Origin of the sequence: Kordia sp., assembly GCF_965224175.1 — a bacterium.
Classification (GTDB): Bacteria; Bacteroidota; Bacteroidia; order Flavobacteriales; family Flavobacteriaceae; genus Kordia.
In genome coordinates this window covers 2,516,185-2,541,988 of sequence record NZ_OZ245041.1, presented here as the reverse complement: position 1 = coordinate 2,541,988, position 25,804 = coordinate 2,516,185, and the positions used below count along the sequence as shown (strand labels likewise).

7 protein-coding genes are annotated in these 25,804 nt (G+C 34.0%); all 7 read left to right on the top strand.

Going from position 1 to position 25,804, the window contains the following annotated elements:
- Positions 1–7: 7 nt before the first annotated feature.
- Positions 8–5,059, top strand: a complete 5,052-nt coding sequence (locus ACOQOS_RS10835) for a hypothetical protein (protein ID WP_420574986.1) — start codon at positions 8–10, stop codon at positions 5,057–5,059.
- A 10-nt stretch (positions 5,060–5,069) separates the two neighbouring features.
- Entirely contained in the window at positions 5,070–9,512 is a 4,443-nt protein-coding gene (locus tag ACOQOS_RS10830) for an RHS repeat domain-containing protein (protein ID WP_420574985.1), read from the top strand.
- A gap of 121 nt (positions 9,513–9,633) precedes the next feature.
- A complete protein-coding gene (locus tag ACOQOS_RS10825) occupies positions 9,634–10,119 on the top strand; it encodes a DUF6252 family protein (RefSeq protein WP_420574984.1) in 486 nt (161 codons plus the stop codon).
- Between the two features lie 166 nt (positions 10,120–10,285).
- Positions 10,286–11,263 carry a hypothetical protein gene (locus ACOQOS_RS10820; RefSeq protein ID WP_420574983.1) on the top strand — a complete coding sequence of 326 codons (978 nt, stop codon included), beginning with the start codon at positions 10,286–10,288 and terminating at the stop codon, positions 11,261–11,263.
- A gap of 845 nt (positions 11,264–12,108) precedes the next feature.
- Positions 12,109–12,633 carry a UpxY family transcription antiterminator gene (locus ACOQOS_RS10815; RefSeq protein ID WP_420574982.1) on the top strand — a complete coding sequence of 175 codons (525 nt, stop codon included), beginning with the start codon at positions 12,109–12,111 and terminating at the stop codon, positions 12,631–12,633.
- A 14-nt stretch (positions 12,634–12,647) separates the two neighbouring features.
- Entirely contained in the window at positions 12,648–21,308 is an 8,661-nt protein-coding gene (locus ACOQOS_RS10810) for an amino acid adenylation domain-containing protein (protein WP_420574981.1), read from the top strand.
- A 3-nt stretch (positions 21,309–21,311) separates the two neighbouring features.
- Positions 21,312–25,775: a MupA/Atu3671 family FMN-dependent luciferase-like monooxygenase gene (locus tag ACOQOS_RS10805; RefSeq protein ID WP_420574980.1), complete on the top strand. Its 4,464-nt coding sequence runs from the start codon at positions 21,312–21,314 to the stop codon at positions 25,773–25,775.
- The last annotated feature ends 29 nt before the right edge of the window (positions 25,776–25,804 follow it).

Below are 25,804 nucleotides of genomic sequence, written 5' to 3'. Positions count from 1 at the left end.
ACATAGAATGAAGTATAAAACAAGACAATCACATAAAATTATAGCGATGTTTTTATTGCTGAATTTTTTGCCGAGCATAGTGCCAATAAACCACTTAATGGCATCTAATAATGGACCCAATGCTCCCGAAGCAGCAAGTTTTGAACCTGTAGATGCTACTGATATGGTAAATCTAGCAACGGGAGATTTAAGTTATGTATTACCCTTGCTGAATGTGCCTTCACCCGAAGGTGGTTATCCGCTGGCATTATCCTATCATGCAGGAATTGCCATGGACCAAGAAGCCTCTTGGGTTGGTTTGGGATGGAATCTAAATCCTGGAGCCATCAATAGATCTGTGAATGGTTATCCAGATGATTATAACAATGCGTTATTGTCAGAGTATTTCTATGACGAAGGGAGAGAAGAATCTATTTACAGTTTGTCATTAGGATACTCAGCAACTGGTAGTTATTCCGCGGGTCTAGGATTTTCTTGGGGAAGTAATAGAAGCTTGGGAGGTTTTGTAAGTATAGGGTATGGACCAACTGAAGGGTTAGGAGGATCCCTAAAATTAGGGACTCAAGGAATTGGTATAAACGTAGGATATAGTTCGGGAGTATTATCTGTAGGAGCTAGTGCCAGTACTAATGGAGGATTGAGTGGTTCGGCAGGTCTTAATAGTAATGGAACGGGATTTACGGTGTCTACTTCTGGAGTTATAGATGTTAGCATAGCTACAGGATCAGGAAAAAATAATACAGCGGCACTAGGTATAAGCTTATCTTCACATGGAGTGAGTGTGACAGGTCGTGCAACAAATAGAAGTTCATCAACAAATGAAGTCCAAGGAGGTGCTGGTATAGGCATACATCTTCAGTTTGAAAATACAATCAGCATGGGAGACTATACCGCCAAGACTAGTGGTTGGCAAATACCTATAATGCTTCCAACAAAAACAGGTATATTTAGTTTAACATTTGGAAAGCAAAAGTTTAGATACTATCTAGGAAAGAGTGAGTATAATTATATTACTGGACCAAATTATTTTAATACTGGTGTCTATGATCAAGGAAAATGGGAAGTATTAGTTTTTAGAAACTATGCTAACTTTTCCACAGCTTGTCCAAATTTGACTCTCATTACTTCTAATTATGAAGAAGCTCTAAACTACAAAGAGTCTTTTTACGGTTATAATTCTTGTGATTGTGAAACGAGTAGTCACTTACCTGAAGATTCAGATTGTGTTGCTATAATAAAGGAGTTGTCTTATGATACTGCTTTTATGGATATTTATGAGGTGTCATTACAAGGGAATTCATTATCAAATACTTCTCAAAACGATATTGCTGATAATATGATTTTTCCAAGTTACGACAAATACGATGTACAAGCACAAGGACTTTCAGGAGGAATATCTTCAAGATTATTTGAAAACGGGAACTTATTTGGATTAACCGATAAAGAAAATGATAAAGGATATTCGCTAAAATATTCACTTGATGGATCTGATACAAATCTACCATCTCATGCAATTTTTAATAACAAACCTTATTTTTATTTTGATAATGAAATAAGTACATATCTAGGTGTTACAGATGTTTCAGAAGCAAATTTTGACGCAGCTTCTATAAATCATACCAATATATTAGACTATTATGCAAACGACGGAAGTGTTGAGCTAAGTGCTAAACCAAGAAGGAAAAATGGAACGTATGTAGATTATTATACTATAGAAGAATTAAGGGAAAATTATGCAAGTTTAAAATCAGAAGGCTTTTTACTTCCTGAATCTGGTTTTGATATTAATACCGAAAATTTACCAAAAGATGGTATCGGAGCTTTTAAAGTTACTGCTGTAGATGGAAAAACATACCACTATTCATTACCTGTATACAATCATGAGACCATTACTAGAACTTTTGGGAGCATCAATGCAAGACCTGATCAAAGTCAATCTTATTTCGAAAAACGACAATTAGAACCCTATGCAACGCACTGGTTACTAACAGCTGTTACTGGACCAGATTATTATGATGCAAATAATAATGGAACAGCTGATAAAGAAGATTATGGATATTGGACGACATTTGAATATGGAAAATGGAGTGATGCGTTTGTTTGGAAAAATCCTTATGGGAAAGAGTATCATGAAAATGAAACAAATAGTGATGTGAAAACATGGATTCGAGGTCGTAAACAAGTATATTATCTAGATAGAGTCAAAACGAGAACACATTCTGCAATTTTTATAAAAAGTGAACGTCATGATGCAAACTCTACAGCTTGGAATTATGAGTCAGTAGCACATATTGATAATTTAGATCAGAATAGTTCAAATTATCAATCACGTTTTTCAATTCCTTCTCAAAAAACATTGTGTTTAGACAAGGTTATTTTAGTCAAAGAATCAAATGATAATTTAGATAAGTCATACGGAAATTCATCTCAAAATTATACAGATATATATTATAATGATTCTTCCAAACCATCTGAACAAGGATGGTATAATTTAAAAAATAATGTAATAGACATTTCAGATAACTGGAATGGATTGCTGACTAATGCTGTAAAAGTAATTGATTTTAATTACGATTACAGTTTAGCTCAAGGAACACCTAATACAACTTCAAGCTTTTACGGAAGATTGACTTTAAATTCTGTTGAATTTAAAGGGAAAAGCGCAACACAATTAATACCGCCTTATCATTTCAATTATCTTAAAGATAATACTTATGTATATGATATAGAGGATAAAGATGGTTTTGGATATTATAAAGAAGATAACAGCATATGGTCATTAAATGAAATTGTTACACCACAAGGCGCAAAGATACGAGTGAATTATGAAGACCATTCTATAAAATCTGTTGTTGAATCTAATATAACTTTTAGAAAATCAGCTTCTACGTACAATATCATAAAATTATCTAATACCACTTTTAGAGTTAAAGCTGACCATGATTTCGGAATAGAAATAGGAGATGTCATGAACTTTACGTACAGTAAAGATTGTTTTATGGAAGATCCAGGTAACTGTGGAGGTCCATGTGGAGAGGATTTAATAGGTAGTTGCGAAATAAATCAAAATGCAGTTGTGATTTCTGATAATGGAGATAACTCTTATGATATTCAAATTAGTATTCCTATTTGTGAACCTGATATAGATCCTGCAGATTATTGTACTAGAACAAAAGAATCTTATGAAGCAAGCTATGTAATCAATGAAATTATACCAAATTATGGAGGAATAAGAGTTGCTAGTATAATAACCACTAATGATGTAGATAGTTATACTACATCATATAAATATGGAGAAAATGAAAATGGTATAGGATATATAAGCTACTTGCCATTTGCTCCAGAATTAGAAGAAGAATTACCCTATAGTGCTGAACTTCCAGCTCCTAAAGTAATGTATGAATATGTGGTTATGGAATCGAGTCAATCAGAAGGAAAAGTTCAGTATAAATTCAAGGTTTTTAAGGAAAAAGAAGAAGATGCTATAAAATTTGGTGATTTATACGAAGTAGAAGTATTGAGTGATGAACACTATAATTCAGTTTCTGATAAGGATGTTGCTATCAATAAATATACAGTCAGGGATAACCTATCGACTTTAGGCCAATTATTAGAAGTTTCAACGATTAATGGTAGAGGACATTTACTAAGTAAAATAGAAAATACCTATTACAGTCCAGAAGATCCAACGCCAAATAATGTTGGCGTTACTAAAGAGGCATATCAGACCTATAAAATAGTAGATTATGCACAAAACACACCTGATAAAAAAGACAAATGGTTAGTAAATTCATCTGCAAGAATAAAATATCCTAGTTTATTAAAATATGCCACAGAATATAAATCAGGGTATCAATATCGTTCATTGTTTGGTGAGATAGACGAAATAACTGGGCAGACCTTAGAAGTATTATCAGTGACAAGTGATGGAACAGAAGTGAAGTCAAAAACAATCCCAGCTTACTATAAATATCCACAAATGGGGTCAAAAGTAGACGATCCACTAAACAAAAACATGCTTGCTCAACAAGCCATGTCAAAAACGTATATAAAAGCGGATGATGGTCTATGGAAAGAAACTGGTGTAGGAATCACAACTTGGAGCAATCAATGGAAATATGTAACCTATGATGGCGCGCTAGAAACTCCTTCTTCTGAAGAAGATGTTTGGCGTAAACATAAAAACTATGTTTGGGAAGGAACCTTAAATGACGACGGAACGTATAATGGGTTCATGGGAGAAGATGATAATTTTGATTGGAGTATAGGCAGTTGGCCATTAGGAACTGATCAAACCAATCCGAAATGGAAAAACATTTCTACGATTACCAGATATGATCATTACTCGATGCCATTAGAAGTAAAAGATATCAATGATAATTATGCAATTACCAAAACTACGGATAATGAAACGAAAGTGTTATTTACTGCGAACGCAAAATACTTTGAAGCATTCAATACAGGAGCAGAAAACTATGACAATGAAACTTCTCGATTAGATCCACAAATATTTGGTGCTGCTTCTTTACGAACTACAGAAAAAGCACATACAGGAAATTATTCATTAAAAATAACACCTAGTGACAATACGTTTGGAGCTGCTTTAACAGGGATACACAGAACAGGGAAATATAAGATGTCAGTTTGGGTACACAAAGATACTCATGAAAATGCACGTTTCAAGAAAGGCTCCGGAGTTCTAGAAGAATTCAATGGAGAAAAAATAATTGCTGGAGATTGGGTGCAACTCAACCATTACTTCGACAGATTCGAAGCAGAAACATTTACAAGTACTGTGTTTAAGGTTGCATCAGCAAGCGGAACCATCTATGTAGACGATTTCAGGCTACATCCTATAGCAACAACTATGACAAGCTATGTCTACAATGAATGGGATGAACTAAGCTATATGCTAGATGGAAACAATATGGCAACACACTACGAATATGATAGTAATGGTCGTCTCATAAAAACATCGGTAGAATATATCGATACTGCAACAATTCCAGGTGGCTTCAAAAAAGTGTCGGAACATAATTATCACTACAAAAACAATTAAAACACAAAGAATGAAAAAATTGATGATATGCCTACTAACACTTCTAGGAATGTGTTATGGGAATGCTCAAGAAGAAATTCGATGGGGAGAAAATAATAGCTTCACAATTTTAGAGAATACGATTTTTTCTGGAGAAAATTACATGTATAACAATAAAGATTATACAACAAATAGCAACATAAAATCTATAAGTAGACTACTGGCAGAAACGGCGAATGGTTCTGTAACTATTCACACAATATCTACGTATCAGCCAGAAACACCTACTGTTTTAGGAGCGCCAGTATCAAAACCTTACTTTACAATCATACTGAAACCTCTAACTGCAGGAGCAGATGAATTTCTAATCGCAATAAGAGGCGAATTCATGACGCTAGATCCGTATACAATAACTGGAACATCAACTCCTGAAACTACCTATCAAATTGTAGCTTACAAGAACGGTGTAATTATAGATAAAGTTACAGGACTGACAATTACTGATATTGCTAATGCAAACTTGAAAATTGAAAAAAGTAGCGGAACTGCAATTAATTTTCTACATAATGATAGTGTCTTTGCCTCTGAAACAATAACACTTCCTTCTGATTTTAACCTTGAAATATCAGGAACAACATATCAAAATACAGGCTTCAAATATGAGTCTAATGGATTTACATTTTCACCAACATACTATCCATGCCTTACTGGAAGAACAGATGAAGATAAAAACTGGATATCAAATTGTACCTATGACAAAACGGGAGCACTAAGAGCTACAGGAATAGCATATGCAGATGAACTAGGAAGAACTGTACAGTCACAAGGTTTGGATATGACAACAGGAAAAAACTGGATTTCAGAAGTACACTATGATGCGAGAGGAAGAGCTGCATTGCAAACGTCAAATGCACCAAAAAACTTTTCTAGCATTAAATATACCTATGCTGTAAACTTTATGAAAAAAGCAGATGGTTCAAATTACTCTAATGCAGATTGGGAAAACACAACGCCAGAGCCAGTTGGAAATACTTCTGAATCTTTGGGTTGGTATTACAGTGACGCTAATACCAGTGAACCACTTCAAGATATTACAGCATATCCATTTACAAAAACTACCTACAGTGAGTTAAATCCAGGAAGTGCTTTAAAAGTTGAAGGTGGAAGACAATTAGATAACAATCTACCGCAAGGGTTTAGCTATACAGTTCCTGCAGCGCAAGAATTATACTATGTATTTGGTAAAAATGCTTTTGATGGGAATGAAGAAACTCTAGGAAAAGAGGTAATACTCAAAGCTTATAAAACAATAGTTATTGACGAAAAAGGAGAAGAAAATGTTCTATTCACAGATGCAGACGGAAAAACATTGGCTGCGGCACGCTCTGGCGGAACGATCTCATATGAAGTTATTTCTTTAATTGGAGCACAAGGATATGTAGATGTACACATTCCTAAAAATATAACGAGTTCGGAAATTTCTTTTGTCAACAGTTCAATTGGAGACTATACAATTTATAATTTAAGAACAGAACAAGTAGTGACTTCCATGACAGGAGGAAATTTTTATCGCTTAGAATTAAGTCCACAAACAGAAGAATCTGTATATATTACAACCGCAGGAAGTGTGACTACAACAACAACTGCGAAAGGAATTCAATATCCTGTAAACTATTATGATTATACTTTAAACTACTATAATGATGCTAGCTTACTCACAAAATCAACACAACCTCTTGGTTTTAATGAGAGTTGTTTAGCAAGCATTCAAGAAAATCCAATACACACATTAGCTACGACCTACAGTTATAACAGTCTTGGACAACTAACTACAAGTACAAGTCCAGATGAAGGTACTGCTACGTTTAAATACAGAAGCGATGGTCAAATACGGTATTCGCAAAACAGTAAACAAGTACTAGCGAATGAATTTTCATATACAAATTATGACAACTTAGGACGACCTACAGAAAGTGGAGTTATGGAAGGTGTTGATTTTACAGCACTAAACCCAAATGCTGATTTGCCTTCTGGTACAAAAAAAGAACAACATAATACACAATATGATTATGTAACACTAAGTGAATTATCAGGACTTCATGCCGATTATCAGTTGCCTAAATTCTTGGCTGGAAATGTAGCGAAAACTGAAAATGATCAAACAACAACCTATTATAGCTATGACGGATATGGTAGAGTAGCGTGGATTGTGCAAAATATCATAGGACTTGGAATCAAAACAATTGATTACGAATACGATGAGGTTACAAGTGCTGTCGCAAAAGTTATCTATCAAAAGCATACGCCTAGTGAATTATTCATTCATCGATATACGTACGATCCTGTAGACAATAGTTTGGTAAAAGTAGAAACATCTACAGATGATAGTACGTATACAGAACATGCACGTTACAATTACTATGAAACTGGAGCGCTAAAAAATATGATTTTGGCAGAAGGCTTACAACAAACCGATTATGTCTATACGGTTTCTGGACAACTAAAAGCGATCAATCATCCAAACTTAACGCCAGCATCTGATCCAGGAGGAAATGACAATGATATGTTTGGGATGACGATTGATTATTTCTCAGATGATTACAAACGATCTACAGCATTTTCACCGCTTACTGGAGGAACAGATCAACACAACGGAAACATCAAAGGAATCACTTGGAATACAGATTCATCTACAAGTACAGGAAAGGTACAATACACTTACGATTACAACAGGGAAAACTGGTTGACAGAAGCTAATTTTTCAGGTGAAGGAAGTACAAGTACGGTAATTGCAGACATTACCATAAGTACAGTCGCTGATCCTGATCAAGTTGTAAGAGCAAGTAGTTCAGTTACATTTGATCTAGGCGCAGAAGTGGAAGCAATTACAGGTAAAGAATTCATCGCCGAAATAGGAGAAGCTACCGAAAGTGGAGCTACTGATTACAGAGTGTCAAACATTACCTATGATGCCAATGGAAACATTCAAACTCTAACCCGAAACAAAAACACGGTTTCAGGAAGCAACGCCATGGATGCCCTGAGTTATGAATACGATCCTTTAAAACCAAACCAACTCAAAAGAGTACAGGATGCAGTTACAGAAGCTACAGGTGTAAACGATATCAAAACACAAGCGGATGCTAATAACTATGTATACAATGAAATTGGACAACTAATAGAAAATAAAGAAGAAGACATTGCCTATGTATACAACGCTACAGGTTTAGTAACAGAAGTAAACAAAGCCTCTGATGGCAGTCCGATTGTAAAATTTTACTACAACGACAAAAACCACAGAGTCAAAAAAGAAAGCTTTCCTGCCAGTGGTATGGTGACTACGTACTACGTACGTGATGTAGCAGGAACACCAATGGCAATCTATGAAGACACTTCCTTAAAAGAACATACCATTTATGGTTCAGGCAGAGTTGGAGTGCATTACAGAGAAAGTAATACCAACAGTTATCAGCTAACAGATCATTTAGGAAATGTACGTGCTGTGATTATTAAAAATGAAACTGGAGCCGTAGCGCTTTCTGCAAAAACAGATTACTATCCTTTTGGAATGCCCATGCCAGACAGAACCATAAATGATGGATATCGTTATGCGTTTCAAGGACAAGAAAAAGATACAGAAACTGGGATGGAAGCCTTTGAACTCCGTTTATGGGATGCCAGAATTGGTAGATGGCTAACGGTTGATCCTTATGGACAATATAACTCTCCATACTTAGGGATGGGGAATAATCCTATTAATGGTGTTGATCCTGATGGAGGATTTTTTTGGGATCCTAAAGTAAATGATGATGGATCAATTTCTTATATAGCAGCCGAAGGAGACACTGTTGATTCTTTTGCAGAGCAATATGGTGTGGAAAGAGAACTAGCATTACAGTTAATAGGCTCTGAAAAGGTGATAGCAGGAAAAACTATTGTTTCAGGAGATGATGTTTATTCGTTAAATCCTTATAATTTAAAAAATAGAAGCCCAATATTAAAGTTGGATCTAACATCTAAAAATGGAAGAAAAGATCAAAATAGATTCGATCAGGTTTTACTTGCGATTGACTATGAACGATCAATAGGTAATTGGCAATTCAGACCACGGAATTATTTTTCCAATAGAACGAATGGTCTCTCTTCTGGCTGGGGAGGACTTGATTCAATGGAAGGAGATGCAAAATTAGATGGCATGGATGTTCACTTTAAGTTTTCAATTAAGCTTATAGCTAATGACAAGAGTCATACAATAGCAACGTATACTTTACGTGATCAAAATACAGCTGGAGGTACATATTTTCCTAATGAGCAGATGGAAACGTATTTTTCAAATTTAAGAGAAGGGGAACCATATCATTCTAATAGCTCGATATTTTTCAGACAATCAGATCGTTTTAAAATACATCAGAGATTTGAAAAAGTTTTTAAAAAATACCATTACATAAACATACAACCTAAAATTAAAGGTTAACAGCATCTTTAGATATCCCTCGCTACCGCTAGTTTGCAACTAGTGGCAAACATGAGTAAGTAAAAAAGCAAATACTCACGAATCTAAATATTCAAAAAAAAGACATCAACAAGAAAATAAAATGAAAAAAACAATAACAAACACCATACTACTACTCAGCTTATTATTCACAATATACAGCTGCAGCAGTGACGATAACGAAGAAAACAATACAGTAGCATTTCGTGCAGACATAGAAACTGCCGTATTTGAAGGAGCTACTGTATTAGCTGGCATAAGTGATGAAGGACGTACGCTAGAAATCGCTGCTTTAAACGCTGATGGAACAGTTTCTATGAGTGTCAATATAGAATCTACACAAGTAATTACAGCCAACACAACCTATAATGTAGATGAAGATGGAACCTATATTCTATACGACACATTAGAAGAATCATACATCGTGAGTTTAGAAACAGGCGGAAGCATCACAATTACCGAAATAGATAGTACAAACATGACTATTTCTGGGACATTTTCAGGAATACTAAAAGAATTTGACACCATGGATGAAAAAACACTTTCCAATGGAACTTTTACAAATCTTCCATATATAAATATCAACTAAGACAAAAAACAATAAAACATACACACATGAAACGAACATTAATAAATTTTAAGCATTTTTTTACAAAAGAGAATGTTTAAAATTTTTAATGTGAGAACGTAGCGGTTGCATACGTTCTCAATTTTATAATTGTATTAAAATCAAATAATTACTAAAATTTAAACGTATGAAAAAAATAATTCTAACAGCAGTATTAATAGCATCTTATACATTTTGTAACGCACAAATCACAGAAGATGAATCTACAGGGAATGTCGGGATTGGTGTAGAACCTTCCACGCATAAATTAGAAGTAAGAGGAACTGTAAAAGGAACGCATGGTATCTTTAGTCATGATGGCGTTACTGCCAATACTCCTTTATGGATAGGAGAAGAAGTAGCTCCAAATGTATACAATACCCAATATTACCTAAACAAATCTGCAGGTGCAACAGATGCTTATTTTGCAAATATCATACGAGACAAAAATGCCAAAGCACGATATCAATTGAAAGTCGTAGAGGAAAACACACAATTATCGATATATGACCACAATGGTTCGGAAGCTTTTAAATTTGATGTTGGTGCTTTAGGACCAAACAAAGTATTTATGCACATGATGAAGCCAGATTCTAGAATTGTAATTGGTTCTCACGGTTTGTACGAGCCAGATCATAAGTTTGTAATCAAAAATGGAAGTGCTTTAATTGAAGGGAATATTTATACCAACAATAAAATAGGAATTGGTTTAGCTTCATCAGACATACCTACAGACTATGATTTAGCTGTTGGTGGAAATATCATTGCTGAAAAAGTTAAAGTACAACTCGAAGACGAATGGGAATGGCCAGATTACGTATTTGAAAATACATACACACTACCAACACTTAATGAAGTAAGTCAATACATTGAAGAAAATGGACACTTAAAAGATGTGCCAAGTGCTGATGAAGTAAAAGAAAACGGAATCTTTCTAGGAGAAATGGACGCTAAATTGTTGCGAAAAATAGAAGAATTAACCTTGTACACTATCGCGCAACAAGAAGAAATTAAAAAACAGGACGTAAAGATTTCAAAATTAGAAGAAAAGAATAAGCAGTTGAATGAACTCAATAAAAAACTAGAAGACTTGCAGCACAGAATCGCGAACTTAGAAAAAGAATAATCATGTCGAAAATCAAATTATTTTTTGCTGTGATTTAAGCAATATTGATTACATCTAGTTCTTCTAATACCATAAAAGATAATGATACGCTACAAGAAAAATCAAATGTAAAAATTGAAATTTTGAAACATTTAAAACACATTGCAATTAAATAGATTCTTTGATGTTATAGTCATAGAAACAAAAAGCAATCATAATTTCATATGATTGCTTTTTTGTTTACAGAAATTTCTAAAGCAATTATGTGATTTACGACTTAAAAATTGAAAAAAATGATACACAGTTGTAACTTTTTGATTTTTAATAGTTAATGTGTTGAATATCAAAAATGTAAAGAAAATAGACCTTAAATTTTGTCTTTCTTGAATATTTTTTTGTGATTGGATAAATAAAAACTATTGTAGCGAACAAAAGAAAGATAATTAAAATATTACTGACAAATAAGATTTTTTTCTAAAATCACTTCTTTTTACCGTTATTTATTGTAGTAAATAACTTATAATTTGTAAGTTTTAAATCTTACTTGTTTAATTTTTTTCTATTCAGAATAAACAATATTGTTAAGTTAATATGTTGATTTAAAACCACTTACCAATATGTTAAAAAAATAATATTATATAAATATAGAAGTCAAAAAAAAATTCCTATACTTGTAACTGTGTAGAGCAAGGTATTGTTTGCTATTTTCATAATAGTATGAACTTTCTTCAAGATAACAATAGCTCTGCGAAGTAAGTAAGTAAATTCCCTTCCCCCCAAAAATTTCGAAAACAAGCACCTCATGTGACTGAGGGAAGCGAAGCTGTGTTGTTATTTTAAACTGTTAATGTTAAAATAGCCTCGAAATGAATCATTTGTATAATGGTTGGCATGTTTTGTATGTAAGATCCAGACATGAAAAAAAGGTGTATGAAGCACTTTTGGATCTCTCTTTAGATGTTTTTCTTCCTTTAATGAAAACTAAGAAAAAGTGGAGCGATAGAATCAAGATCGTCTATCAGCCGCTATTTCCTTCGTATGTTTTTGTTAATCTCAATTCTCCATCAGATTATAACAAAGCACTCTCTGTGAGTGGTGCGTGCGCATATATAAAATTTGGTAGAGACTTCGCAAAAGTTTCTGAAGATGAAATCAATAAAATAAAACTTCTGGTAGGATCAGAAGATATTAATAATCTGGTAACAGATGCCAACATTCCTAAAGTCGGAGAAATCAAAAAAATAGAATTCGGATCCTTAAGCGGTCTCGAATGTGAAATTCTCAAAGCCGATAATATTAATAAAATTATAGTGAGAATAGAGTCACTACAACAAAATATTACCGCAGTCATTCCTTCCTACTATTTCGAAAACAAATCCGTAACAATATAACTTACTAAGTCTTTATGGCTACAATAGAGCGCAAAATAATTTCAGATTATTGGATAAATAAACTGAAAAAGCAATCTACGTCTGGAAAAGAAAAGTTTCAATTAACAACCACTGAAACTATAACGATTCCTAATGAGCGTATTACTTATTTTTTAAGAATCACAAATGGTAATCCTATCGTTGAGTATACCATATTGCTGTCTATGTATTCGGCAATGTTACAGCGATATTTTGAACCTTCGCATTTTGTGTTTTCAACAAAAATTAGTGATGCCAATACGCCTTTATTGCTGAATCAAGTTTTAATCGAAAACAAAACATTCAAAGAATACTTAAACGAAGTCAAAAAGGAAATTCAAGAAGTATATAAATATGCAAGCTTTGATAAAGATTCAATACTTCAGGAAAAATTTAAAAACTGCTCGCCTTTTGGATTGTCTTATAACACGCCGTTTCCGCAGAATGAAATTCCATTCTTTTTAGAAATAAAAAAGAACGCTTCAGGAATTGAAGTAACATTGACATATGCGGAAAGTTTTAAAAAGTCGTATGTAGCTGAACATTTTGTGAAAAACATACAAGTTGCGTTAGAAAATTTAGAAACGATTTTATTAACGCGAATCGCTGACATTCCAACACTCACAAAAGAAGAAGAAAACCTAGTATTAGGAAAATTCAATGAAACCAATCTTTCATTTCCTTTAGAAGCTTCTATCATTGATTTATTTGAAGCACAAGTAGAAAAAACACCAGAAAATACAGCACTTGTTTTTAATGAAAAGAAATATACCTATCAAGAATTAAATGAAAAAGCTAATGCATTAGCGCACTATTTAGTAAACGATAAAAATATTAAGGTTAATGACTTTGTAGGTGTAAAACTAGAAAGAACAGAATTATTAGTAATTTCACTATTAGCAGTATTAAAAACAGGCGCCGCATATGTTCCAATTGATAAGAGTTATCCAGAAGAACGAATCAAATACATAGAAAATGATAGCCAATGTAAATTAGTCATAGAAGAATCAATAGACTTCTTTACAAAATCAGATGTATATCCTACAACAAACTTAGGAATCAAAAAATCTTCCCAAGACTTGGCGTATGTAATCTATACTTCAGGTACAACAGGAAAGCCGAAAGGAGTAATGATTACGCATCAAAACGCGGTAGCTATGATTTACTGGGCACATCGCGAATATGCAAATACTCCGTTTGATATTACGTATGCAGTAACATCGCACTGTTTCGATTTGTCTGTATATGAAATATTTTATACGCTGTCTACAGGGAAGAAAATCAGAGTATTACAAAACTCATTAGAGATTGGAACACATATTGAAAAAGATCAAAACATTCTCATAAATACGGTTCCTTCTAGTATGAGAAATTTACTAGAAAAAGGATTCGATCTCAAAAATGTGGTTGCTGTAAATTTAGCAGGAGAACCTTTTCCTGTTGATATTGCCATGAAATTATTATCAGATACAAATGGAGAAATAAGAAATCTGTACGGTCCATCTGAGGATACTACATACAGTACATACTATCAATTAGAAGAAGGTATTAGATACAACTCAATTCCAATAGGAAAACCACTAAGCAATACACAAGCATTTATCTTAGATAAAAACTTGGCATTAGTACCAATTGGTGTGCCTGGAAAACTATACTTATCTGGTTTAGGAGTTACAAAAGGATATCTAAATAGAGAAGAGTTAACAGCAGAAAAATACATAGCAAATCCTTTTATAGAAGGAGAACGTATGTATGATACAGGAGATTTAACCTATTGGATGCCAGATGGAAATATTGGATATCTCGGAAGAAAAGATCACCAAGTAAAACTCAGAGGATATCGAATTGAACTTGGAGAGATAGAAAATGAAATGCTTGACTTTACAACAGCAATTCAACGTGTCGTTGTAGCTGTAAAAATGGTAAATGAGCAACAAGTATTAGTAGGATATTATGTAGGAGATAAAGGTGTAGACAAATCTGGTTTACGATCACACTTAGCTACAAAATTACCTTCGTACATGGTGCCAACGTATTTTGTGAAAATAAAAGACATTCCGTTAACTCCAAACGGAAAAATAAATCGTGCAGCACTTCCCGAAATTTCTACAGACAACATCATCAAAGCTGAATATGTAGCACCACGCAATGAAGTAGAAGAAGAATTAAAAGAAATTTGGGAAGACATTATCGGAGTAGAAAACATCGGAATTAAAGATAACTTCTTCGAATTAGGAGGTCATAGTTTGATGATTTCACAAGTAATCAACACGATTTACAAACAAATGGGGAAAGGCGTAAGTTTTAAAGCTTTCTCAGTAAATCCTACGATTGAACAACTCAGTGAAGAACTAAACGATAAACAATTCAAGTCCATTCCAAAAGCACCAGAAGCTGCATCATATCCATTAACACCTTCACAACATCGTTTATGGTTATTAAGCCAATTGGAAGGTGGTACCAATGCATATCAAATTACTGGAGCGTATCATTTTAAAGGGAATTTGGATGTAGAAATCTTTAAAAAAGCATTCAAAAATGTTGTAAAACGGCATGAAAGCTTACGAACCTATTTTCAACAAAATGAAAACGGAGTTCCACAACAATACATTGTTGCTGCCGATAAAATGGTTTTTGATATTGCATTAGAAGATTATTCAGAAAAAACAAACCCAGAAACCTTTATAGATGCATACATTGACGATTTTCTGGCGGAAGGATTTACACTGTCGAAAGCGCCGTTGTTCAAAGCATCATTACTACAAAAAAATACTGAAGAAGTTGTGTTTGCGGTGGCCATACATCACATTATCGGTGATGGTTGGTCGCTGGAAATCTTCACAAATGAAATCATTCAAAATTACATTAATGAAGTAACCAACAAAGACGCATCACAAGAAGCATTACGCATTCAATTCAAAGATTATGCAATCTGGTTGCAAAACGAACAAGCATCTTCACGATTAGAAGCTTCAAAACAATACTGGAATCAGCAATTTTCGGGAGATTTGCCTGTGTTGGAAATTCCAGGAATGCAAAAACGTCCAGCAATCAAAACATATGCAGGTAGCCAAATTCGTCATACATATTCAAGAGAAACATTGACGAAGTTGAAAAATTTCTCAAAAGAACGTCAGGTTACGTTGTTTATGACGATCATGACAGCCATCAAAGCATTGCTAAAAACCTACACCAATACAAACGATATCATCATCGGTACGCCAATTGCAGGACGTGAACATCCAGATTTAGAAAATCAGATCGGATTATATCTCAACACATTAGCAATTCGTACACAAATAGATAGCAATGATACTTTTGAAAGTTTACTCAAAAAAGAAAAACAGCAATTATTAGATGCGTATACACATCAAGAATATCCTTTCGATCAATTAGTAGAGCAACTCAACTTAGGAAGAGATACAGCGCGTTCGCCATTATTTGATGTGATGGTTGCTTTGCAAAATCAGCAACAATTAGGAGTGTTTCAAGAGCAATCTTTAGGAAATCTATCAGTAGATGCTTATGAAATAGAACGCACATCCGCTCAATTTGATATCACATTTACATTTGCTGAGGTTGATTCAGAATTATTCTTGGAAATAAAATATAACACAGACATTTATACGGCAGATTTTATCACAACAACCTGTGAACATCTAGAAATGGTATTTGCACAAGCATTAAATGATGCTTCACAAAAAATTAGTGCAATTGATATTGTTTCTGAAGAAGAAAAACAACAATTGTTACAAGAATTTCAAGGAGAAGCAGTAGCGTTTGCAACAGATGCGAACATTCTTGCTGAATTCTCAAAACAAGTTACAGCGCAACCGAATCAAATAGCAATTTCGTATCAAGGAACAAGCTTAACATACAAAGAACTTGATGAAAAATCGGATGCACTAGCGGCGTATCTGACGAAAGTAGAAAAAATCAGCAAAGGCGATATCATTGCGGTTCAATTGCAACGAGGAAAAGCATATATCACTTCTCTAATTGCCGTGATGAAAACAGGTGCAGCATATGTGCCTATTGATACAAACTATCCTGAAAATAGAATTCAATACATGATTCAGGATTCGAACGCAAAAGTGGTGATTGATGCTACTCTCATTCAAAAATATACAGAACAGTCAACAACTTCAGAAACATTTGAAGCTGTTTCTCTAGCAGGAAATGACACTGCATACATTATTTACACTTCAGGATCTACAGGAAAACCAAAAGGAGTTCCAATTTCGCAACGAAGTTTAATCAACTTGTGTCAATGGCATCAAAAAGCATTTGCAGTCACAAATACGAGTAAAGCGACTTTATTTTCAGGTGTTGCATTTGATGCTTCTGTTTGGGAAATATTTCCATACATTACCAAAGGAGCTAGCTTATATCCAATTACTAATGAAGAAATTCGTTTGGATATCTTTCAGTTGGAAAATTTCTTTAAAACAAATGAAATTACGCATGCATACGTTCCGTCAAGAATCTGTCAAGAATTAGTTGAAAATGATGTAAAAGATTTAGAAACCATCTTAGTAACTGGAGGAGAAGCATTATCATTCTCAAAACCAACATCATTACGTATTTATAACAATTACGGACCAACGGAAAATACGGTTGTCACCACATATCACGAATATGCTAACCAGGAAACAGGCAATATTTCTATTGGAAAGCCAATCGACAATACAAAAGTATATGTGTTATCTGAAGACTTAACATTGCAACCAATTGGAGTCGTAGGAGAACTTTGTATTGCAGGAATCGGCTTATCAAGTGGATATTTAAACAATCTTGAGCTTACAGAAAATGTATTCATTGAAAATCCTTTTAATCAGGAAGAAAAACTATACAAAACAGGCGATTTAGTACGTTGGTTGCCTAACGGAACGCTTCAATTTGCAGGGAGAAAAGATACGCAAATCAAAATTCGTGGTCACAGAATCGAACTAGGAGAAATAGAAAAAACGCTCTTAGCATATTCAGCAATTCAACAAGCAATTGTACTTGTAAAAACAGTGCAAAATGAAAAAGTATTAGCGGCATACTATGTAGCTAAAAACGAAATAGACAAAATCGATTTAAAGGAATGTTTACTAGCAGAAATGCCTTCGTATATGGTTCCTCAATATTATATGGCTATTGATGCAATTCCGCTGACGGCGAATGGAAAAGTAGCTACAAGTAAATTGCCTGAAATCTCAGAAGAAGCAAGCATTCAAAAAGAATATATAGCATCAAGTACTGACATTGAAGAAAACATTGTTGCTATTTGGAAAACATTCTTCGACAAAGAAAAAATTAGCATTTTAGATGATTTCTTTGAACTAGGCGGACATAGTTTAATCTTAACCAAATTGATCAATGCCTATCACAAAACATTCAATGTAAGATTGACGCTGCAAGATGTTTATGTAAAAACAACATTAGCTTCACATGCTGATTTAATTGAAAATAGTAGTCAAGAAGCTTACGAAGAAATACCAACAGTCGCTACACAAAAAGTATATGACTTATCACCAACACAATTACGTTTTTGGTTGATTCATAAAATTCAAGGAAAATCAAGAGAATTCAATATCTCAAATGTATATGAATTAGAGCAACAGACAAATCATGAAGTATTAGAAGCTGCGTTTAACCAATTATTAAACAGACATGAAATACTTCGTACAGTATATGTAGATACTCTTGAAGCGCCAAAGCAACGCATAGAAGCATTTCAGGTAACAACGATCAAAGAGTACAATGCAACAGCTGAAATTATTTCGGAAGTAGTTCATCATGAATTTGACTTGGAAACCTATCCACTATTCAAAATAGGAGTCGTTACTGAAAATGATCAAAAGAAATTACACTTCAACATACATCATAGTATTTGCGATGGTTGGTCAAATCAAATCATCATTAGAGACTTATTAGCGATATACGAGGCAAAACTAGCCAATACAAAAGCTACACTTCCTGAATTATCTATTCAATACAAAGATTATGCAGCTTGGCAAAATCAAGTATTGCAGTCGGAAGCATTTGCAAAACAAGGAAACTTCTGGAAAGAACAACTTTCAGGTGAAATTCCATACTTGCAATTACCAACAGATTACAATACATCTGTAAAAACAAATCAAACGATTTCAGGATATCACACGGTATTCATATCAAATGAACTCAAAGAAAAAATAACAAAATTCACTACAGAAAACGCAGTAAGTTCATTTACGTTTTACATGGCAGTCATCAAAATATGGTTGCAACGATTAACTGCCGAAAACGAGATTACAGTAGGAATTCCTGCGGCAAATCGTACACACGAACAGCTCAAAGATATCGTAGGTTGTTTCTTAAATACACTCATGATTCGAGATACGCTAGATACAACGAGAGATTTTACAACTGTAGTAAAAAATATCAATACAACGTTATTGGCAGCTTTAGAAAACCAAAATTATCCTTTTGAGCAATTATTAGATGATTTAAACATTGCTGCTGAAGACAGACGTTTTCCAATAAGTCCAGTATTCTTAAACATGCTCGATTTTGAAGCAAATGCAACAGAAAAAATAGCAGACTTTACAACGCAATCAGGAATACTAAAAGTAACACCAAAATTCGATTTAGAATGGTATGTAAAAAGCTTTGAAAATGGATTTATGATTAAAAGTGTTTTTGATAAAGAACGCTTTTCAGCGGAAACAATCACGTATTGGACAAATGAATTAGTAGCATTAATTGATCAAGTAGCCACAAATTCAGCTCTAAAAATTGAAGCAATTGATATTTTCAATACGCCAATAAACATTGAAAACGACCTACTACCAACAAACGATTTTGAAATCTTTACAGCAGCAGAAATAGAGCAAAATGTAGCTGCACGATTTGAAAAACAAGTAGAAAAATATCCAAATGCAATTGCGGTTCATGCTAAAAACAATGCATTAACGTATACAGAATTAAATGCACACGCAAATCAATTAGCAAATCAAATTCTAGCAGAAGCTGATGCAAACACACAACGTATTGCGCTGCTATTAGATCATGATGAAACCTGTGTTGTTGGAATGTTAGGAACCTTAAAATCGGGATATTCCTATGTGCCAATTGATGTGAACAATCCAAACAGCAGAATCACATTTATTCTAGAAGATGCAAGCGCAAACATTTTAATTTGTAACAAACGTACATTGAGCAAAGGGAAAGAAGTGAAAGAACTATTTCCTTCAACAAAAGTAATTTGTTTGGCAGATGAAATTGCTGATGTGCAAAATTTACAGAAAACAATTCATCCTACCACAGAAGCGTATGTGCTATATACTTCTGGATCAACAGGAAAACCAAAGGGTGTTGTGCAAACGCAGCGAAACATGTTGCATTACATTCGCGTATACACAAACAATGTTCATATCTCAAACAACGACAACTTAAGTGTATTCTCAACCTATACATTTGATGCGTCTATCAAAGACATTTATGGAGCGATCTTAAATGGTGCAACCGTAAGTTTCTACAACATTGCAACAGAAGGCGTTGCCAATTTAGAAAACTGGCTTGCCACACAAAAAGTTAGCATTATTCACATGGTGCCAACATTATATAGATATTTTATCAAAGAACTAGACGAAACAAGTGTCTTAAATACAGTTCGTTTGCTAGATTCTGGAGGAGAAGCTAGCTACCAATCCGATTTAGAATTGTTTAAAAAGCATTTCCCAAAAGGCGCATTTTTTGTGAATGATTACGGACCGACAGAAGCAACGATTGTTTCTCAGAAATTCTTATCACACGAAACAGAATGGTTTCGTACAAATCTAACGCTTGGACCAACAGTTACAGATACAGAAGTATTTGTTTGGGACGAAAATAATACGGAATTAGGAATGCATCGCGAAGGCGAAATCGTATTTAAAAGTGACTTTATCTCGTTAGGATATTTAAACAGAAAAGAACTTACTGAAAATGTTTTCCTAACAGATGAAAACGGTAATCGTTATTACAAATCAGGCGATATAGGTCGCAGATTACCAAATGGAGAAATTGAGTTCTTACACAGAAAAGATTCGCAAGTAAAACTAAATGGAGTTCGTATCGAACTTCCTGAAATAGAATATCAACTAGAACAATTAGCCAATATCAAACAAGCAATTGTCTTAGTAAAAGAAATAGAAAATGTAAAATTCTTAACGGCATATGTTGCGAAAGCAGAAAATATAGAAGCTGATGAAGTGAAACAACAACTCAAAAATCAACTTCCAAAATACATGATTCCATCAATTTATATGTTCGTAGAAGAATTTCCACTCACTAGAACAGGAAAAATTGATCGCAAAGCGTTACCGCAACCAACGTTGGCAGACATCAAACGTACGCCGTACAAAGCACCTGAAAATAAAATTGAATATCGCTTGGTAGAAATATGGGCAGATATCCTAAAAATAGAAAGCAAAACCATTGGAGTAAACGATAATTTCTTTGAATTGGGCGGACACAGTTTAAGCATGAACAAAATGCTCAATCAATTAAAAACGGAATACAAAGTAAACTTCAACTACGAAGAATTCTACTATCAATCTACAATAAAATACTTGGCTTTACACATTGATAATGTGCTGGCTACACAACAGAAAACGACCGAAAAAGTTAATAAAAAAATCATCATATAATATATGAAAACGCCTAACTTACTAAAACACTGTAGAGATCATGGAATTCACATTGAATTGCAAGGTGAAAACTTGGAACTCAATTTCCTTACGGAAGAAGTAGACGATGCTTTAATTCAACTCATCAAAGAGCATAAAGAAAACATCATTACCTACTTAACTTCGTTGGCTACAAATGCTTCGGTAACTACAATTCCTCAAGCGGAAACAAAAGAATATTATCCAATTACATCTACACAATTTCGTTTTTGGATTTTATGCCAGATTGATGAAATCAACAAAGCATACAATTTGCCAGTGGTCATTAAAATTGATGGCGATTTAAAAATTGATGCACTTCAAAAAGCAGCAAATACCATCATAGGACGTCATGAAGTATTGCGTACAAAATTCATCGAAACCAACGATGGGAAAATAGCGCAAACAATCATAAGTATGGAAACTTTAGGCGATGTTTTCAACTATGAAGAAGCGACTGCAGAAACACAAACAACGCTTTTAAACGGATATGTTTCTGATGGATTTGATATTAAAAATGGACCATTATTCCGCATTGGAGTTATAAAAAGTGCTGCTTCAGAACACTATTTCTATCTCAATGTACATCACATTATATCGGATGCGCGTTCTCAAGAAATATTAATCAAAGACCTAATTGTTGCATACAACGAAATTGCAGCACAAGGAACAGTTGAATTACCAACACTAGATATTCAATACAAAGATTATGCAGAATGGTATGTACATAATTTACAACTCGACAAAGAAGAAACCTATTGGTTAGATAAATTTTCGGGAGAATTACCAGTATTAAACCTACCAACAACATACACAAGACCTTCCTTAAAAACATACAATGGTGCAAATCATGAAATTGTACTCAATGATGCCATTTTCAAAAAAGTAAAGCAATACGCCAAAGACAAGGCATGTACACCATTTATGATCATGTTGTCTGCGTTAAATGGAGTATTATCAAGATATACACATCAAACTGATATCATCTTAGGAACACCAGTTTCCGGACGTATGCATCCAGAACTTGAAAACCAAGTTGGATTGTATATCAATACCTTACCCATAAGAACAACGTTTGAAAAAAATACAACATTCAATGAGTTGGTTGCTATTGAGAAAAAATGTTTGCAAGAAGCATATTCAAATGCAAACTATTCTTTTGGAAATCTAGTAAACAAGCTAGACATTCAAAGAGATATCAGTCGTTCGCCAATATTCGATATTCTAGTCACACATCAACGTCACGATGAAGTTAGTGAACTCAACACAGGTTTCAGCGGATTGACATATACAATTCAAAAAGATGCTGAAGCAAGTGTGAGTAAATTTGACATGACGTTCAAATTTGTAGAAGGAAAAGAATATCTAAAACTAGTTATTGAATACAATACAGATTTATACGGTGAATCATACATTCAAAATCTAGCGACAAACACATGGAGTTTCTTAGAAACGGCATTACAAAACAGTAATGAGAAAGTTTCTCAATTAAAATATATTGCAAAAGATCAGCAACAAGAATTAATAGAAACCTTAAATAATACAAAAGTCGACTATGATCGTAATGAGTTAGTTACTGATTTAATTGCTAAACAAGCAATTTCAAACCCTGAAGCAACTGCGTTAGTTTGTCAAGGAATTTCTGTGACATACAAAGAACTTCAAGAAAAATCAGATCAATTTGCAAGTTACTTACTCACTAAAGGCATTCAACAAAATGCTTTTGTAGGTGTTTGTATGGGAAGATCTATTGAAATGATTGTGGCGATTTTAGGAATCTTAAAATCTGGTGCGGCGTATGTTCCGTTAGATCCTTTCTATCCAATAGAACGAACTGATTACAGTCTGCAAAACAGTAATTCGCAATTTGTCATTGTAGATGAATTTACCAAAGATATCATCGGAACAAGTGCAGAAGTTATCAATATCTCTGATGCAATTTGGACAGAAACAACCTTACAAACATTACCGAAATTAAGTCCTTCGCAAACCGCGTATGTAATTTATACATCAGGTTCTACAGGAAAACCAAAAGGTGTGCAAGTAGCGCATAAAAATTTACTTGGTTTTATTGTTGGAATGAACGAAAAACTAGGAAATGAAACCAAAAACTGGTTAGCAAGTACAAGTATCAGTTTCGATATTTCTATTCTAGAATTATTATGGACGTTGACCAATGGAAACAAAGTAGTCATTCATTTAGAACGTCCAATGGAAATAAAATCGAAGCCAGACATGGACTTTAGCTTCTTTTACTTTCCAACATCAGACAGTCAAAGCACAAACAAATACAATTTATTGCTCAATGGAGCAAAATATGCTGATACAAATGGATTCAAAGCAATTTGGGTTCCAGAAAGACATTTCCACGAATTTGGAGATCAATTTCCAAATCCATCTGTAGCAGCGGCAGCAGTTTCTACAATAACTAAAAATATTCGCTTGCGCTCTGGAAGTGTGGTATTACCATTGCATGACGAAATTAGAGTCGCAGAAGAATGGTCTATGGTCGACAACTTATCAAATGGTAGAGTCGAACTATCTATCGCTTCTGGATGGCAACCGAATGACTTTGTATTAGCGCCAGATAACTTCAAAGACAGACACCAAAAAATGTTTGATAAAATTGAAGCGTTACAAGGACTTTGGAAAGGAGAAACACGTACACGTATCAATGGAGTTGGAAACGAATTTGAATTTAAAATTCACCCAAAACCAGTACAATCAAGTTTACCATTATGGGTTACCGCAGCCAAAAGTATTCACACGTTCAAATATGCAGGATCTATTGGAGCCAATGTCTTAACACACTTATTAGGACAATCCATTGAAGATTTAGAAGGAAAAATAAAAGCATATCGAGAAGCTTTACAAGAAAACGGATTTGATCCTGAAAAAGGAAAAGTCGCGATCATGCTTCATACATTCATTCATGAAGACAAAGATTATGTGTTCAATACGGTTGAAAAACCATTCAAAGAATACTTAAAAACATCCTTAGGGTTGTTAATTCCAGTAGCAGAAAATAACAACATGGACATCAATGATGACATGGAACAAGTGTTGGAAATGGGCTTTAAGCGTTACTACAATACTTCAAGTCTTTTTGGTACGCCAGAAAAATGCTTGGACATGGTAAACAAATTGTACAACGCAGGTATCAACGAAATTGCATGTTTACTGGACTTCGGAATCGATGAGCAAGTCGTTTTAGACAATCTTAAAAACTTGAAAAAAGTAAAAGATATTGTAAAACGAAGCAGGACACAACATCAATATATTATAAGCAAATTACAGCAGTTGAACGAAAAAGAAGATACATTACATCTTCTGGCTTCGCACAACATTACGGCAATGCAAGCAACACCATCTTTCTATGAAGATTTCTTATTAAAAGAGAATGCAGAAACTGCACTAAACAATATCACTTCCTTACTTGTTGGTGGAGAAGAATTTAAAAGTTCATTAGCAAAAAAACTCATAGAAATTGCTGGAACAGATCGAATTTATAACATGTACGGTCCAACGGAAACCACAATTTGGTCAGCCGTAAAACAAGTAAATGATGCAACAAATGTGACCATAGGAACACCAATTGCAAACACGCAAATCTACATACTAGATGAAGCACAACAATTATGTCCTAAAGAAGTAATTGGAGAATTATGTATTGGCGGAGAAGGTGTTTCACAAGGATATTTAAACGATCCTGAAAAGACACAAGAAAACTTTATCAAAAATTCAATTACGGGTGAAGGTATTATCTATCGAACAGGAGATTTAGCACGTTGGTTGCCAAATGGCGAAATAGAATACTTAGGCAGACGTGATAGTCAAGTAAAAATAAAAGGATATCGTATTGAACTCAAAGAAATTCAAACGGTAGCAGCTTCTATCTCAGGAATAGAACAATGTGTAGTGAAAGCCATTCGAGAAGAAGCAGGTGATACATTAGCATTATATATCAAAGCTGACAAAGCATTAGAAGTAGAATTCATTAAAGATTATTTACGTGTACAATTGCCTGCGTACATGATTCCACAGCATATCATTTTTGTAAATGAATTCAAATACACACCTAACGGTAAAATTGATCCGAAGCAGTTGCCAAAACCAACAGCAGATCAAGTAAGTACAAAAAATTATGTAGCACCAAGAAACGATTTTGAAACACAAATTGTAGCAATTTGGGAACGCTTCTTACACATGGAAAAAATCAGTATTGATGATAATTTCTTTGAAATAGGAGGAAACTCTATGAAAGCTTTCGAATTGCAAAACACTATGAACTCGGCATTAGGATTGGAATTACAAATCATTTCATTCTTCCAATTCCCAACAATTAGGGCATTAGCAGAAAGCTTACAACAACAAAACAAAGCACCAGAATTAATTGAAGAAGACATGGAAGATGTTGACGATGTAATTGATTTTATGGAAAGTCTTTAGTCAACACAAAACATACACTTAACACGCAA

Coding starts and splice junctions, on each gene's coding strand:
- ACOQOS_RS10835 (WP_420574986.1), top strand. CDS start 8: ATGAAGTATAAAACAAGACAATCACATAAAATTATAGCGATGTTTTTA.
- ACOQOS_RS10830 (WP_420574985.1), top strand. CDS start 5,070: ATGAAAAAATTGATGATATGCCTACTAACACTTCTAGGAATGTGTTAT.
- ACOQOS_RS10825 (WP_420574984.1), top strand. CDS start 9,634: ATGAAAAAAACAATAACAAACACCATACTACTACTCAGCTTATTATTC.
- ACOQOS_RS10820 (WP_420574983.1), top strand. CDS start 10,286: ATGAAAAAAATAATTCTAACAGCAGTATTAATAGCATCTTATACATTT.
- ACOQOS_RS10815 (WP_420574982.1), top strand. CDS start 12,109: ATGAATCATTTGTATAATGGTTGGCATGTTTTGTATGTAAGATCCAGA.
- ACOQOS_RS10810 (WP_420574981.1), top strand. CDS start 12,648: ATGGCTACAATAGAGCGCAAAATAATTTCAGATTATTGGATAAATAAA.
- ACOQOS_RS10805 (WP_420574980.1), top strand. CDS start 21,312: ATGAAAACGCCTAACTTACTAAAACACTGTAGAGATCATGGAATTCAC.